This window comes from Novipirellula galeiformis, from assembly GCF_007860095.1.
Classification (GTDB): domain Bacteria; phylum Planctomycetota; class Planctomycetia; order Pirellulales; family Pirellulaceae; genus Novipirellula; species Novipirellula galeiformis.
The window spans coordinates 49,192-63,356 of record NZ_SJPT01000003.1; the positions used below are offsets into that span (position 1 = coordinate 49,192).

Annotated in this window: 15 protein-coding genes; 7 read left to right on the top strand and 8 right to left on the bottom strand. The window is 56.7% G+C overall.

Annotated elements, in window-relative coordinates; translation table 11 throughout:
* Positions 1-86 precede the first annotated feature (86 nt).
* From Pla52o_RS08400 to Pla52o_RS08415, 5 genes are all read right to left on the bottom strand, one after another.
* On the bottom strand, positions 87-1,202 hold the full coding sequence (locus Pla52o_RS08400) for a glycosyltransferase family 61 protein (protein ID WP_197169108.1): 1,116 nt from the start codon (positions 1,200-1,202) through the stop codon (positions 87-89).
* A gap of 165 nt (positions 1,203-1,367) precedes the next feature.
* Positions 1,368-2,243 (bottom strand): hypothetical protein, encoded by an 876-nt coding sequence (locus Pla52o_RS08405; RefSeq protein WP_146594182.1) that lies wholly within the window; start codon positions 2,241-2,243, stop codon positions 1,368-1,370.
* A gap of 232 nt (positions 2,244-2,475) precedes the next feature.
* A complete protein-coding gene (locus tag Pla52o_RS08410; RefSeq protein WP_146594183.1) occupies positions 2,476-3,090 on the bottom strand; it encodes a class I SAM-dependent methyltransferase in 615 nt (204 codons plus the stop codon).
* A gap of 179 nt (positions 3,091-3,269) precedes the next feature.
* A complete protein-coding gene (locus Pla52o_RS27380) occupies positions 3,270-3,644 on the bottom strand; it encodes a hypothetical protein (protein ID WP_231612192.1) in 375 nt (124 codons plus the stop codon).
* Positions 3,645-3,768: 124 nt separating this feature from the next.
* The gene (locus Pla52o_RS08415) at positions 3,769-4,392 is read right to left on the bottom strand and encodes a hypothetical protein (protein WP_146594184.1); all 624 of its coding nucleotides are present in this window, start codon (positions 4,390-4,392) and stop codon (positions 3,769-3,771) included.
* 183 nt (positions 4,393-4,575) lie between these two features.
* On the opposite strand from Pla52o_RS08415, the gene Pla52o_RS08420 reads away from it, so the two are divergent.
* From Pla52o_RS08420 to Pla52o_RS08430, 3 genes are all read left to right on the top strand, one after another.
* Complete coding sequence (locus Pla52o_RS08420; protein WP_146594185.1) at positions 4,576-4,953, top strand: hypothetical protein; 378 nt, start codon at positions 4,576-4,578, stop codon at positions 4,951-4,953.
* A gap of 294 nt (positions 4,954-5,247) precedes the next feature.
* Positions 5,248-7,380 carry an AMP-binding protein gene (locus Pla52o_RS08425; protein ID WP_146594186.1) on the top strand — a complete coding sequence of 711 codons (2,133 nt, stop codon included), beginning with the start codon at positions 5,248-5,250 and terminating at the stop codon, positions 7,378-7,380.
* A gap of 12 nt (positions 7,381-7,392) precedes the next feature.
* Positions 7,393-7,638 (top strand): hypothetical protein, encoded by a 246-nt coding sequence (locus Pla52o_RS08430; RefSeq protein ID WP_146594187.1) that lies wholly within the window; start codon positions 7,393-7,395, stop codon positions 7,636-7,638.
* Positions 7,639-7,654: 16 nt separating this feature from the next.
* Here the strand turns inward: Pla52o_RS08430 and Pla52o_RS26790 are convergent, their stop codons facing one another.
* Positions 7,655-7,828 carry a hypothetical protein gene (locus Pla52o_RS26790; RefSeq protein ID WP_197169109.1) on the bottom strand — a complete coding sequence of 58 codons (174 nt, stop codon included), beginning with the start codon at positions 7,826-7,828 and terminating at the stop codon, positions 7,655-7,657.
* A 422-nt stretch (positions 7,829-8,250) separates the two neighbouring features.
* On the opposite strand from Pla52o_RS26790, the gene Pla52o_RS08435 reads away from it, so the two are divergent.
* The 4 genes from Pla52o_RS08435 (at position 8,251) to Pla52o_RS08450 (ending at position 11,424) form a co-directional block, all read left to right on the top strand.
* Positions 8,251-8,712, top strand: a complete 462-nt coding sequence (locus tag Pla52o_RS08435; RefSeq protein ID WP_146594188.1) for a TadE/TadG family type IV pilus assembly protein — start codon at positions 8,251-8,253, stop codon at positions 8,710-8,712.
* A 72-nt stretch (positions 8,713-8,784) separates the two neighbouring features.
* On the top strand, positions 8,785-9,972 hold the full coding sequence (locus Pla52o_RS08440) for a pilus assembly protein TadG-related protein (protein ID WP_231612193.1): 1,188 nt from the start codon (positions 8,785-8,787) through the stop codon (positions 9,970-9,972).
* A 4-nt stretch (positions 9,973-9,976) separates the two neighbouring features.
* Positions 9,977-10,447, top strand: a complete 471-nt coding sequence (locus Pla52o_RS08445; RefSeq protein ID WP_146594190.1) for a TadE/TadG family type IV pilus assembly protein — start codon at positions 9,977-9,979, stop codon at positions 10,445-10,447.
* A gap of 413 nt (positions 10,448-10,860) precedes the next feature.
* On the top strand, positions 10,861-11,424 hold the full coding sequence (locus Pla52o_RS08450) for a hypothetical protein (protein WP_197169110.1): 564 nt from the start codon (positions 10,861-10,863) through the stop codon (positions 11,422-11,424).
* A gap of 117 nt (positions 11,425-11,541) precedes the next feature.
* On the opposite strand, the gene Pla52o_RS08455 is transcribed toward Pla52o_RS08450, so the two are convergent.
* A complete protein-coding gene (locus Pla52o_RS08455; protein WP_231612194.1) occupies positions 11,542-12,513 on the bottom strand; it encodes a hypothetical protein in 972 nt (323 codons plus the stop codon).
* A 70-nt stretch (positions 12,514-12,583) separates the two neighbouring features.
* On the bottom strand, positions 12,584-13,948 hold the full coding sequence (locus Pla52o_RS08460; protein WP_146594192.1) for a Gfo/Idh/MocA family protein: 1,365 nt from the start codon (positions 13,946-13,948) through the stop codon (positions 12,584-12,586).
* Positions 13,949-14,165 lie beyond the last annotated feature (217 nt).

The following is a 14,165-nucleotide window of genomic DNA, read 5'->3' on the forward strand; positions in this document are numbered from 1 at the left end:
GGAAGATGCCCGTCGCTTCGATTATCATTAGCGACGAACAACTCGGAAAGGCGTTTCGATAAGATTTCTCGATCAATCAAATAATATCAGCGGGCGACATCGACGTCTTGTGCACGCCGGACGCGTCGTGACAATTCGCACGAAGACGAGAGCATCTCGGTCAACGCGGCGTCGAGCGTTTCAGGCTCCATCTCCGTCTCCCCCAAAGGGCTCGATTGCGGAGAGTTGGCGGGTTGAGCGAGCGCATAGTAGTAATCCAATTGGGATGCCGAGGCGAGGGCAAAGTAGCAATTGGAGGTTTCATTCATGGCATCACGGATCTCCAAGACGCGTCCACCGGTCGCCATCATCAGCATGTGGGTCAGGCCGGCTCCGTGGTTGGAAACCAGGTATTTGGCGGCCGCCGCGACTTGAATTTGGACGCGCCAATCGTGCTGTTCGGCGGTAAAGATGCTGAATCCATGCTTGCGTAGCACCGGTAGGATGGCGGCTTCGTTGGCGATCCGCCGCCGCGTTGCCCCGCTGCGGCTGATATAGACGCGCTGACCAAATTCATTTGCAACGCGGTCGCAATGGCGACAGGGGGTTTCCGCCAAATAGCTCCTAAACCGTTGATGCATCTGTTGGATGATCGGTTGGTTGTAGTTTCCTGGGACCGCCACGTGCGATGGCAAAATCAAGTTCTGGCAATAAACGCGTTCGAAACGCTTTAAAAAGCGAATTTCGCCAAGCCCGTACGGTTTCAAACTCGGTTGTATGTACGCATGCTGGCGATATTGGTACGGCAACAGCAGTGTCAGTTCGCCCAGATCGTGCGACCGCGACGCCATCTCCAAACGAGACAACGCACCACTGATCCAGTGGTAATAGCCGCAGCTGCCATTGTCGGTGATCCAAATGGTAGGCGCTTCGATGACCGAGCGAGACTGGATCCAACGCTCCGCTGCGGCACGCAAATGACCCCGTTCACGCCGCCATGCTTCGGCATGCGCTGGTGTCACAAAACTCTCTTGCAGGTAGCGTCCTTCATGACGCAGTGGGCCGCGGCCAAACGCCTCGACCCCACGCAATCGCTCAATCGAGGCAGGGGAGATCTCTTGATGATGGCTCGAAGCAAAGATGTCGTGGTCGCGACTGCGTAGATTCTTGGGAGGTTTGCGAACGCTGGTGTGCAGCGGCAGGGTGATTTCGAGCATGCCCATCCGTAGTTTCCAACAAGATGCGAGGGTGTCCATCAAGGATCACAACTCAGAGCCAGCCTCTGGTGTTTTCAACACCCTGGGGTAACAAAATCGCTGCCGTAACGTCAATGTGAAATTGCGACTGCGGTCGCGGTGTTGGGGCCGCCGACCGAGTGGATTGCATGCTTAGCGGTGGTCGGCGGTGGCTGCGGTCGCCGTCCGCGGTTGGCGTGACGCTTGAACCAGCTCATGTTGGCGGCGGTTGACATGCTTGATGACCTCGACGAACTGCTGCTGCGTTTCTCGCGGGACTTGTGGCAAACGATTGGCCAGATCAATCATCGATTGAGGATTACGCCGCGAGGCTTCGGAAATTTGGCTCACGAAACGCGCGGTTTCGATGAAGTTATTGTCGGCCGATCGACCGATAAATCCGCTCAACGTGCGGGCGATCAGGTCGGCTCCCAGACTGTCGAGCTGAACGAAGCAATCTAGCGTCCCGGTGACCGTGGTTTCACCGCTGGCCGAGGTCGCGTAGCTGCTGCGGAATACGAAAACACCACGTCCGTCGATCGACTTGGGGACAAGTTTTCCGTCGTAATAACCATCGGCAACGTAGATGTGTAGTTGCGGATCGCCGTAGACCAAATCGACTCGGCAATGGGTACCGCTGCCATCGGATGCATCGAGTTGATAGGGAGCGACACGTTGTGTTTGAACCTGGGTGACTCCCATCAAGTCCCACATGCCAACGAGCACCTCGGGATTGCGAGCGATGAACAGGAACATCTCTCGATCACAGCTGATTGCCTGGGTCGGCAATTGGCGAAAGATGGTGGGCGAACTGGCAATCGCCATTATTCGCTGTTGGGCGTCTGGGGTGAGTCGCTTCATCGGCAGACTCGCCAATACTTGATCGCGACGTTCCACCGAAGCGGTTCCTGTGTCCGCGTCATTGGACGTTCCAATGATGCTGAAGCGGTCCCGCAGACCTTGCGCCGACGCGGTACGAGCCGAGATCACCGATGCGAACATCAGCGCCATCGCCAGCGCGCATCTCACGCCTACGATTCGTTGAATCGATTCCTCAGGCACCGCCGTCCCCCACCGTGTTTTGCCACAGTCCACCAACCGCAGCGCGCTTCGCGACCCGCTGAGTGCGGATCGCAGTGCTTGTGATGAAGTTTCGGCCTAAAGGGGCTGCGAAGTTGAGGAAAACTGAGAGTCGTGATGGAGTTAATCAACGTGTCGTCAATGCAACAACACGTTCATTGGAAACGCAATGGCAGGCGACTCAAGCACGTTTTCGCCATAAACGCACGTCATTTGGCCCACAAAACTGGAGCATCAGCGCACCGCGACAAGCATAGCGATCGAACACACGCTCATGAAAATCATCCTCCCCCGGCCAGGGATACGAATAGACGATCGCAAAGTCATCCAACTCTAAACCCAGCGTTTCGTACGCACACCGAACCGGATGCCCCAAACTCGGTAGCGTCGGATCGTCGGCAAGTTCATCACTATCGGGGGGCAAAAAGTTGCCGCAAACCAGTTCGACATTCGTATTCCACTCGGCAACCAACCGCTGGCCTTGATCGAGCAGTTCCCCTTCCGCTTCGATGCCGATCACGTCCAAGTCAAGTGTCGAGGCGAGCGCGCTGACGACGGCAAATCCACAACCCCACTCGAGAAATCGTCTGCCGATCAGCAATTGAGACTCCAACGTCCAAGCGAGCGATTGATAAACCAACTCGTAATCGGCGGCGACAAATTGTTCGATTTGCGGCTGGTCCCAGCGATCTTGGAAGGCTTCGATCCGGTTGCGAGCATCGGAAATCCATAAGCGTATCTCCGCGGGTAGCAAAAGCTGGTCTACCGACGAGGGGATGACAATTCGTTCTAACAAGGACGTTCTTTCGGTGAAGTTGCGCTAGGGCTGCGTGACCGCTAGGAATTAGGCTCAGACGAAGTGGACGAGGCGACGGGGCCATCGCAAAAAACGAAAAAATCGGGACCCGTCGCCTCGTCCACGACCCGAACAGCCGGTTTTCGGAAGGCATGCGAGTCCGCGTGGGCTCAATCGGGCTAGTTTGAATCGGGCTGGCTTGAATCGGGCAACCCATCGAGCTCGGGATGAGAGCATCCGCCCCAACCGAGTATGTCAATCTCCTCTGCCGAAGCCCAGTGACCTTGCTCGCCCCAAAGGGGTTCAAGGCAGACGGGGCAGCGAGCGTCGCAGCCGTTGGGGTATTGGTGCCGAGTCGTGAGGTCTGGCTCGAGCCAGATCGCCTCGCACTCGTCACAAACGACCAGCCCATGAGGGAGGGGACGATTTTTGACGTTTGTTAGCTTCCCAGTCTGGGAGGGTGTTTCCGTTTCGGCAGGGAAGCCGCAGATGCGAACCCCACATAAGCCACCGCCACAAATCGGACATTCGCCAACTGAGTGTTTTGGACTCACGATAGTTTGATCTCCGAAAAGCGAACGAATAAAGCGGAAAGGGATGATAAAGCGAAAAGGAATAAACGCGGAAAAGAATAAAGCGGCAAGCAGAAAGGGTGATTGAGAATACAGATTTCGCGAGTCATTCCATCGGGTACGCCGTAATCACCCCGGTGTCCTCCAAGACTATCCGAACACGACGGGCGAGTGGATTTTGTCGCCGCCCTCCGCTGATGCCCCCCACGTAGCCGACTCGAGTACCTAGATCGACCGTGTAGATCGTTCGCCCGTCATCGACTCGCACGGTCGTTCGATCTCCCGATTTCGCTTTTGCATAAGCCCGATCGATCGTTCGCAGCATTCCCTCCATCTCGCCATCGAATACCCCGTGACTTCCTGGCCGAGAGGGATCGTCTCGGGTGTGCCGACGCAAATGTTCCAGCCGATGCCCTTCGGCGCTTCCTGGGTTGTACAACAGACCCTCTTGAGAGATGTAGCGATTTTCGGCGACCTCCCTCAATACGCCATAGAGCAAATCGGCTTGAGCGGTGGTGGTCGGTGACGCCGGGATCGTGTCTGGGTTGCGCTCCTCCGCGACCTCGTTCGTGGCGGGAGCGCCCAGCTTCGGCAGATTCAAACCCCATCTTGCTTCCAGCATCGGTTGGAGCAGCGAGTACACCCCCACAAGGACGACCGTCGCGATCGCTCCTAGAGAGGATTTGCCTACGCTTAGGTGTTTTTTTCTCGATGAGTCCGATTTATCCATCTCTCCTGCCTCCTTCAGTAACCTAGATTAGTAGACTTGGCGCTGATTCCTGTCATGATAGTGTGCCTTGCAATCTCCCGCCTTCGCAAGAAAATTGGAAGCGATCTCGCTTGCATGTCACGATGCGATCGCATCGGAATTTAGAAGACCAGTCCCAGACAAAAGAAATTGAGGAAAAACAGCGTGAAGACCGTTCTACTTGCCTTGTTGATGTTCGCACTCCTACTGGTGACGTTTGATTCCCCGGCGAACGCAACGGAACCAGGCTGGTCTCCGATCATTATCCCTACCGGATCCTACCGCGACGAGATTAAGTCGATGCCGATTGAACAGCGTCCTTATCGTCCTGGACATTTCTATGGCAATACCGTTCGTCGGATGCATTACCACGGCGAGATCTTACCACGCCCGCTAGATCGTCCGGCAACGCAAAGCCGCGTCCCAACCGTTTTTGGCCCCACCAATCCGATTCCATCGCTGGCTCCGTCCGCGTCGGGACGCGATACCCGCAACGCGTACGGGATCCGTCGAATCTTGACAAATGGTCGTTTTGGTTCTTAACGATTGGGAGGAATAGAGGATGCGTTTGTCGGAATCCGTCTGAGCCACTAATTTGGGGCGCACCGTCGTTGCATCGTTCGGGGGAGAGACGGCTGGGGTTGAGTCGTTTTCGTGGCCGCGAAAACTGGTGCATCGATGGCGCCGTGCCGAGCGACCACAAGCAGCGAGACGACCGCCTGATTGACGCGTCCACTTTCCCCGCTCCGCAATCTTGACTGAATCGAAACCTTCTCCGCCCCTCCCATCCATCGCGTTGGTCCCGCCAGCGTGAAGCAAGACGCAGAGCCATTTGATATGCCCTCTCTCGCCCCCTCCACCGCGACCACCTTGCCGCAGTGGATCGGTATTCGCGCCGAGAAACATGGCGCTCGACCTGCAGTAACGTTTGTTGACGATGACGGGGTTTCCCGCTCGTGGAGTTATCGAGAGTTGTGGGGGCGCGTTTGCCAGTTTGCCAACCAGATGCCTAAGGTTGCCGAGCGTGATCCTCGCGCCTTGCTGTTGTTTCCCCCTGGATTGGAATTCATCGCAGGCTTCTTGGGCGCTCACGTCGCCGGTTGGATTCCGGTTCCCACTTGTTACCCCAAGCCGGGGCGGGTGATGGAGCGTCTCGATTCGGCCGCGCGTGATTGCCAACCCTCGGCGTTGATTAGCGACGCGGCGACGTTGGCGGGAATCGATCGCAATAAGTTGTGCGAAGCCGCGCGTGGGATTCCACAGATCGCCACCGATGCTTCGATCGAGGCGAGCTCGGCGAACGACCCTTCGCATTGGATCGATCCTCACTCGTTGTCGATTGATCCCGATTCGATCGCGCTGCTGCAATACACCAGCGGAAGCACGAGCGAGCCTAAGGGAGTGATGGTTCGTCATCGCAATGTGATGGCAAACCTGGCCGCGATTAAGCATGGATTTAAGTTGCCTTGGCAAGACGACGAGGGGAGCGAAGCGGAGACGGCCGTTTTTTGGTTGCCGTTCTTTCACGACATGGGGTTGATCGGCGGATTGCTCGCGCCGCTATATTCGGGGTATTCGATTGTCTTGATGAGCCCGCGTGCGTTTTTGCAGCGACCGATTCGATGGCTCCAATTGATCAGCGATTACAAGGCGACGGTGAGTGGCGCCCCCAACTTTGCCTATCAATTGTGCATCGACCGTATCTCCCCCGAGCAAACCGACTCGCTCGATCTTTCCCATTGGACGACGGCATTTTGTGGTGCGGAACCCATTGTGCCACGCACGTTGACTGATTTTGCTCACCGTTTTTCCAGCAGCAAATTTAGCCTCTCCGCCTTTTATCCCTGCTATGGCTTGGCCGAAGCGACCTTGCTTGCTGCTGGTGGTGACGGCCCCGCGGAACCTCGTTTACTAACCGTCGCCCGCGATGCACTCCGTGACGGACGCGTGGACGTCCAACCCGATGGACGTGGTAAAGCCTTTCAGAAGCTTGTCGCCTGCGGTTCGGCAGCCCAGGAAACGGAGTTGTTGATCGTGGATCCGCAGACACGCGAAGTTTGTGCGGAGCGAAGGATTGGCGAAATTTGGCTCAGGGGCGCTAGTGTCACGGCGGGTTACTGGAACCGAGACGAAGAGAATCAGCAGCGGTTTGCGGCGCGCACCTCAGATGACCGTGAAGGATTTTTTCGTAGTGGAGACCTTGGTTTCTTTGACGCGGGTCAATTGTACGTGACCGGACGGATCAAAGATGTCGTCATCCTGCGCGGCCGCAATTTGTATCCCCAAGACATTGAAGCCACGGTGCGAGAATCCCTCGGCAGCAATGGCGGACCATGTGCCGCGTTTGCCGTGGAAGGGGGACGTGGCGAAGGATTGGCCATCATCGCGGAAATCCAACGGCATTGCGATGAGTCGTTGCTACCCGAGATGATTCGTTCGATTCGACGCAGCGTGATCGACATTCACGAAGTCGACCCTCGCAATATTTTATTGGTGCGGCCAGCAACCGTTCCACTGACTAGCAGCGGCAAGATCCAGCGCCATCGATGTCGCGAGTTGTTTGCCGCCGATGAGATCCGTTGCAAGTATCGCTACGATCGTAAGTTCATGTCCGAGCAAACGCCGCTGGCAATCCCGCGACTTCCACCGAATCCGACCGCGACAGATCGCGAGCCCTTGTGCCGGATGATCGAAGCGTGGCTCGCCGAATGGCTTGTCGTTCGCGCTGGCGTGCAACCCGATCGTGTCGAGTTGGATAAACCGTTTGCGGACTACGGACTCGATTCGATGACGAGCGTCGAATTGAGTGGTGAAACCGAAGATTGGTCCGGAATCGAATTGACCCCCGTGGTTGCTTGGAGCCATCCGACAATCACGCAATTGAGTTTGTTCATCGCAAACGAATTGATCGGGGATAATGTGAGCGAGGAAATCTCACCGGCGGACGCAACGCAGGACATGTCGCCGTAGGATCCGGACCCCATGCTTGGTGGACTGGAACAACGCTCCGACACCGAGATCGATACGGTCCTGACCGATAAAAAAAGGGTCTGGACCGATGAAAACAAACCCTCGCCGATGATGATGGCAAACGATGCCCGCGTCGTCATGGATGCCAATGGGCATCAAATGCCCTCGTCCGTTCCTGCTGCAGCGGTCCCGTCGGTCTTCCCCTCGCTCCACCGCACGAGTGCTCAACTTCGATCCGTTGAGCCGACCGTTCGGTAAGCCGACGCACCACGCGTTACTTCGCTTCCTTCAATTTCTTTGCCTCGGCTTCGAGCGCAGCGACTTCATCTTCGAGTTGCTTTAGCTCCTGCAGGTCATCGGTTTGTTCGCGGGAACCAGCCAAGCGTGGTCGCAGCGTTTGTAGTTTCTTGTTGATCACATCGAGACGCTTCTTCGCTTTTTTATCCATTGTTTCGTTTTATTCCGGGAGGGGATCGAGCAAGCAAAACGCCATTGTACTTGATATCCAGCCCAAGCCGAGACTGCTGGAAATCGGAATCAGACGCAACAACGATGGCGATCATGTGTGCACCGCATCGTGGTGTGAGCGTACCGACGTTGCGTGAATGCACTGACTTCCACAAAGCACCGGCGCGAAGCGGGAGTCTATGACTTGGAAACAAGTACTTGCACCTGTCGTGCTCGTTTTAATCGGTACATTCGACATGACGCGATGGCGCAGCGCGTTAAAGTTTGCCAAAGATCGACGCCTTCGGGGGGGCAGGGAGCTACACCTTTGACAGACACGTCGTCGATTGCGCGGCTGCGGCCTACCCGGCCGAGACGTCGTGGTTGGCTTCGCAACCCATTCCGAGTGAACTTATCCGTATCATGTTTGCCGTTTCTTCCCAACGCGAGTTCGCTTCGGCCCCACGACGCACGAAGACGCGAACCTGCAATCGCGTTGGAGCCGTTAGTGTCGAGTTTTCGTTAGTCGCCATCCCGATGTTCCTGATCCTGTTTGCCGCCATCGAGCTGGGCCGGGGAATGATGACCGTCCAAGCGTTGGAGGAAGCGGCTCGTTCGGGATGCCGCATCGCGGTGCTAAAAGGCTCGACGACGGCGGATATCGACAGCGAGATCCATCAATTGTTAAGCGCGATGGGGAGCTTCCATTTTACCACGCAAACCATTCCTGCTGCGCTCGACACCGTCCCACAATGGGACCCGGTAACGGTGCGAGTCTCCGCGGACTTTGCGGACATGACTTGGTTGCCGGTTCCTCGATTTCTAGCGGGGATGAGCTACACCGCATCATGTGTTTTACCCCGTGAAGCGGAAATCGTTAAATAATCTTTGCTCCGCTGTCCTTTTGGGTTTGCGTTGCGATTGAAGTTTTTCACTCTCACCCTACAGGTGTCGATGATGCCCCGAATCGCTTTCTCTCCCATTTGCCAACGTCGTGGTGGCACGATCGTCTTGTTCGCAGCGATGATGGTCGTGATCATCGGCATGGTGGCGTTTGCCGTCGATATCGGTCGCATGCAATTGGTGCGAAGCCAGTTGCAAACCGCGGTTGACGCTGGCGCAATCGCCGGAGGTTTGCATCTCAAAAACAATCCCAACGACATTAAAGGCGCCAAGGCAGTGGCGGAATCGTTCATTGCCAAAAACCAAGTGGGGTTACTGGTCGATGTGCCTCCCGGCACGCTCGCCTTGGAAACAGGAAATTGGGACGCCAGTACGGGCACGTTTACGAAGTCGGCGAAATCGGCGAGCTCGATCCGTGTGTATGCGGTCCAAGTCAACGAACCGTTTTTTTTCGCAGGGATCTTTGGCCAATCCTCCTTCGCGATCCCGCGTCAATCGATTGCCTCCGCACCGGGAATTCCCTTGGACATCATGATCGTGCTCGATCTCTCCGGTTCGATGAGTTCCGATGGTCGCATTGAAGCGCTGCAACAAGCATCGCCCAGCTTTGTCGATACGATCGCGCAAGCGGGGAAAGAGGACCGCATCGGCGTCATGTGCTACGGCGTGCAAAACGGCAAATACTCTCCACAGAAAGAAGGGCACACGGGAACGCTGTATACCGCTTCACCCGCCGATTTATTCCCCGACCCTAGTCAAGCCTCGAGCGACTGGATCGGTGTTCTCGAGTCTCCCATGACAGATGATTTCAAGGAATTGACAAGCAATGTATTGACAAGCACCACCTTGATCGCCGGCAAGTATGGAGGCGGAACACCGATTGGCGCCGCCATCCGTGATGGGGCTCATTATCTCGCTGCCAACCATCGAGAACACGACAGCCAAGGCAACGATGTCAAAATGTTGATGGTGCTGATGAGCGACGGTTACGCCAATGAACCCAGTAGCGCCCCAGATGATTACGCGATCTCCATGGCCCAATATGCCGCGAAGCTCGGCATCGAAGTTCACACGATTAGCCTGGGCGATTCCGTCGACGTTTCGCTGATGAACGCTATCGCCCATGCCGCGGGTGGTCAGCAGTTTAGAGTGGAGGGCAGCGGCAGCGATCTAACCACAAAGCTGAAGGAAGCGTATCGCAATATTGCCGGTACAATCAACCGAACCCTGTTGGTGCAATAGTCCTATGATGTCAATGTCACTACAAGCGTCCATTGGGGGGCACGGTCCGGTGTCACGTGGTTCACGAACGCAATCCACCGCAAGACAAAAGTCTTGCGGCATCGCTGCGGTCGAATTTGCGGTTGTCTTACCGCCGCTGCTTTTGTTGGTCCTCGTTTCCGTCGAGATGGCTCGCGCGATCACCGTTCAACATTCGCTCCAAGAAGCGTCCATGAACGGATGCCGAATCTATGCGCTCCGAGACACGACGCAGCAGAAAGCAAGCAAGATGATCGAGTTGTCGTTGAACGAGGCAGGGATCAGCGGACATTCGATCCAATTTAGTCCCGCAACGAAGGGTGAAATCACCAAGGAGATGCAACCGGTCACCGTCGCCATTTCGGTGCCGTACAACCAAGTGGGCGTTGGCGTTCAATGGTTCCTCGCTGGATCCACGGTCACGGCGCGCACGACGTTGCCGGCTGAGTCTCCCTGACGTTCTGTGCATCGCGTGGACCTGGTGAACGCTTGCCGCCGCTTGGTTTGCACGGCCGGCGTCCTCAGCTCCTGCCCTAAGCAGGTGCGGTCTTTGTTTCCCCCGCTGCGGAGTGGCTGCGGTCGGCGAGTCATGAGAATCGATTCGTCGGGATGGCTTGCCAGGCATTACAGTCATCGCCGATGCGACGCTCTTTACCCGAATCTTCCACAAACCAAGTCGATTGCGGAGCACTTCTTGCTACAATTCGAAATTGGCTCGCGAACACCCATCGGAGCCCTATTCGCCTTCATTTTACCCGGTTTCGTAGCGGGCCCCCTTCGCTGCCGGTTCCTGGAAACGAGCCAAGCCCGCATCGATTGCAGGCGAATTGACGCCAAGACGAAAACCAGACAACGCGACTAAAGCCGACGATGAGCAAGAAGAAAAAGAAAAATACTCGAATTCCACACAAGTTTCTTCCCTGGATTGATGTCCGCAAGAAGTACCGGTTGTCGCACGCTCATATCCAAATGGCTCGCGAGTTAGGGATGTCCCCGAAACGGTTCGACCGCCTCGCCAATACCGAACACAAACCTTGGAAAGTCCCACTCCCCGACTTTATCCAGTCGCTCTACGAAAAGAAGTTCGAGAAGAGCGAACCTGATCATGTGCAATCGATCGAAGAAATGGCGGCCGAACACATGGCTCGACGCGAAGCTCGCAAAGCCGCAAGGGCTGCGGAAGAAGCCGCCGAACAGGCTGATGACGGTGGCGACGCTGTTGCCGATGACGCTGTTGCCGAGGGAGCTGTTGCCGATGACGCTGCGACTGCAGCCGTGAACGATCACGAAACGGATGCCGTCGAGGCAAGCAAACCCAGCGTCTCGATCGAGACAGACGCGACCGAGACAGACGCGACCGAGACAGACGCGAACGAGACAGACGCGAACGAAGCCGTCGAGGCTGCTAAAACGCCGTCCAACGACCTTCGCTAGTGGAATTCAATACTGGATTGTCCAGGCGGCTTTCGTTTGCATGCCACCGGGGCGGTTGCCGATAAGTCGGAACAACGCTTCCGCACCGGACTTCTCCGACGCGTTTTTTAACGCCGGTTAAAACTTCAAACTGGCTTCGAGGAACAGGGCGTCATCGAGATCGATCTCGATATCGTTACGTTCATATTCGATCGTCCGATTGAAGGCGTAACCGGCTTCGAAATAGAGGCCTCGGTTGCCAGTCCGCACCCACTCCCATCCGCCAAACAACCGTAGGTCGCTGAGGGTGAGTTCGTCCGTTTCGCCACTGTCTCGCGTGACCGCCCAGGTGTTACCGCCGAGTGTGCCGCCAAGATAGGCCCATGTTTCGGCATTGCCGCCGTCCTTCCAAAGCCGCCGTGCGATTCGAGGACGCGGCAACATGGCATCGACTTTCCATTGCGGCGTGGGCGTCCACGTCGCGCCCAAGGCGGGCAAGAGTGGCAAGTCGGCGCGGCCGAGATAGACGGCGCCAAAGGACAAACTTAGATCCGATCGGTACTGCCAATGGATCAAGCCGAGTCCAAACAGCCGAAACGCGTTGTCGCGCGTCGTAAAGTCGCTGCGAACCGAAGGGGTCACCACCAACGTGGTTGAAATCAGCGGCGACCACTCTTTGCGGTTAAAAAACGTGACCCCGGTATTGTAGAGCGTGCCGGGGACGTCGACCGTATGGGGGCCATTGAAATGGTCGGCACGAAAGTAGGGACGCAGGACGAGGATGTTTTCGAGAGAGCCCAGCGGCACCGCGAACCCCGCCCGCGCTTCCTCAAACGTCACGTCCAATCCGCCAGCCGCATCCCCGGTATCCAACAAGTGGCCTCCAAGCAATTCCGCGCCCTGATAAAAACTCTTGCGGAACCGCTCCACGGGAGTTTCACGCAGGGCAAAGAATGCGGGATCGTACAACTCGATTCGCGGCGACATCCCGAACTCAGGCGCGTCCGTGAAACTGGGGATTAACTCTTGCCCGAGCAAGCCAGACGTCGCCAACGTCCCAATCAGGGCGATGGCAGGCGAAAGAAGGAATTGGCGTAAGCGTCGCAACATCCTGGCTCCGTCGAAGTCGAGAACCACCAGGATTAGCAAACCGATGCGGGTGGAGGAAAGAGCGAAGCGTTTAGACGATCTTTGTTTTGCCGCCGGGGATTGGGACCGGGTAGCGTCCTTGGGCGTCCGGAATCACGGGGGCGGCGTCCGCGAGCGAATGCATCGCCGCAGTATTGGCTAATTCGATCTCGCTACCGATGGCATCGTCCCAGCGGATGACCTTGCCACTATATGTCGCCATCCGCCCCATGATTGCGGTCATCGTGCTGTGGGCACCATATTCGCCTTCGTGGATCGTTTCGCCGCGGCGGAGTGCCGTGAACAAATCGGTATGCTCTTGGGCATAGCCGTTGGTGTCACGCCGATCCGCATCACTTTGCCAAATCACGTTGCCTCGCGAATCACGCAATATCGCGTTGGCGAGATCCGCCGAACCTTGGGTGCCATGAGCGAACTCGCCGATACTCGTCCGGCAACCTTGCATGTGTCGACATTGGCTCAACATTCGAGCGCCACCGGCATAGGTGTATTCGACCATATGGTGATCGAAAATTTGGCCATGGTCGATTCCGTCCCTCACTTCGCGGCCGCCTTGACCTTGGGCTTCAATCGGATGCGATTTCATCAACCAATTGATCACGTCCAAATTATGAACGTGTTGTTCCACGATATGATCGCCGCTTAGCCAATTGAAGTAATACCAATTGCGCAGTTGGTACTCCAGTTCGGTTTGATCTTGAGTTCGCGGTCGTACCCACACGCCGGCACCATTCCAATAGGCCCGTGCAAACATGATCTCACCAATCGCTCCGTCCTGGATACGCTCGATGCATTGACGATAACGAACTTCGTGACGTCGTTGCAAACCGACGGCGACGGACAATCCTTGCTCGATCGCGATTTGGTTGGCCGCCAGCACGCGGCGAACGCCGACCGCATCCGTCGCAACCGGCTTTTCCATAAAGACATGCTTGCCCGCCTGGACGGCCGCCTCGAACTGCAGTGGGCGAAAGCCAGGGGGGGTCGCCAAAATCACCACATCGACGTCACTGGCCATCACTTGTTTGTAGGCGTCCAGGCCGACGAAACGACGGTCGTGAAGATCGACCTGGGATGGATGCTTTCCCTTGAGGGATCGATAGGCGGATTGGAGATTGTTTTCAAACACGTCGGCCAACGCCACCAACTTCACCTCGCCACCGTGGGTGCGGAGGGCATCGAGCGCCGCTTCGGTTCCCCGTTTGCCACATCCGACCAAGCCGATCTTGATCGAATCGCTTCCGAAGGGGTGAGCCGCTCGAGCGACCCCGAGTTCGGCGCCCGCGATCGCCCCCCCGGCCAAGATGATCCCGCCCCCCTTCAGAAATCCGCGACGCGACGGCGCCTGAGGCGGCTGACTGGAGGGCGTGTGTGTTTTAGGAGGGGGTGTTGGCATCTCGGCGGATTAACCTTCGGGAATACGAATGTCGGAGCTAAAGTGCAGCCGCAATTGCGTCGTCAAGGTCCTTCAGAATACCCCGCAACGAGCATTCCGGCAATCAAAACGCCGTTGTCTGGCAAGAATCGCCTTGGTCTGGCAAGAAACAATGGACCGGTTGCTCAAATGCCCCCGGTTTCTTTTCGGCGTTTGAACCATAGCGGATGCCAAACGA

Coding starts and splice junctions, on each gene's coding strand:
- Pla52o_RS08400 (WP_197169108.1), bottom strand. CDS start 1,202: ATGGGCATGCTCGAAATCACCCTGCCGCTGCACACCAGCGTTCGCAAA.
- Pla52o_RS08415 (WP_146594184.1), bottom strand. CDS start 4,392: ATGGATAAATCGGACTCATCGAGAAAAAAACACCTAAGCGTAGGCAAA.
- Pla52o_RS08425 (WP_146594186.1), top strand. CDS start 5,248: ATGCCCTCTCTCGCCCCCTCCACCGCGACCACCTTGCCGCAGTGGATC.
- Pla52o_RS08430 (WP_146594187.1), top strand. CDS start 7,393: ATGCTTGGTGGACTGGAACAACGCTCCGACACCGAGATCGATACGGTC.
- Pla52o_RS26790 (WP_197169109.1), bottom strand. CDS start 7,828: ATGGATAAAAAAGCGAAGAAGCGTCTCGATGTGATCAACAAGAAACTA.
- Pla52o_RS08435 (WP_146594188.1), top strand. CDS start 8,251: ATGTTTGCCGTTTCTTCCCAACGCGAGTTCGCTTCGGCCCCACGACGC.
- Pla52o_RS08440 (WP_231612193.1), top strand. CDS start 8,785: ATGCCCCGAATCGCTTTCTCTCCCATTTGCCAACGTCGTGGTGGCACG.
- Pla52o_RS08445 (WP_146594190.1), top strand. CDS start 9,977: ATGATGTCAATGTCACTACAAGCGTCCATTGGGGGGCACGGTCCGGTG.
- Pla52o_RS08450 (WP_197169110.1), top strand. CDS start 10,861: ATGAGCAAGAAGAAAAAGAAAAATACTCGAATTCCACACAAGTTTCTT.
- Pla52o_RS08455 (WP_231612194.1), bottom strand. CDS start 12,513: ATGTTGCGACGCTTACGCCAATTCCTTCTTTCGCCTGCCATCGCCCTG.
- Pla52o_RS08460 (WP_146594192.1), bottom strand. CDS start 13,948: ATGCCAACACCCCCTCCTAAAACACACACGCCCTCCAGTCAGCCGCCT.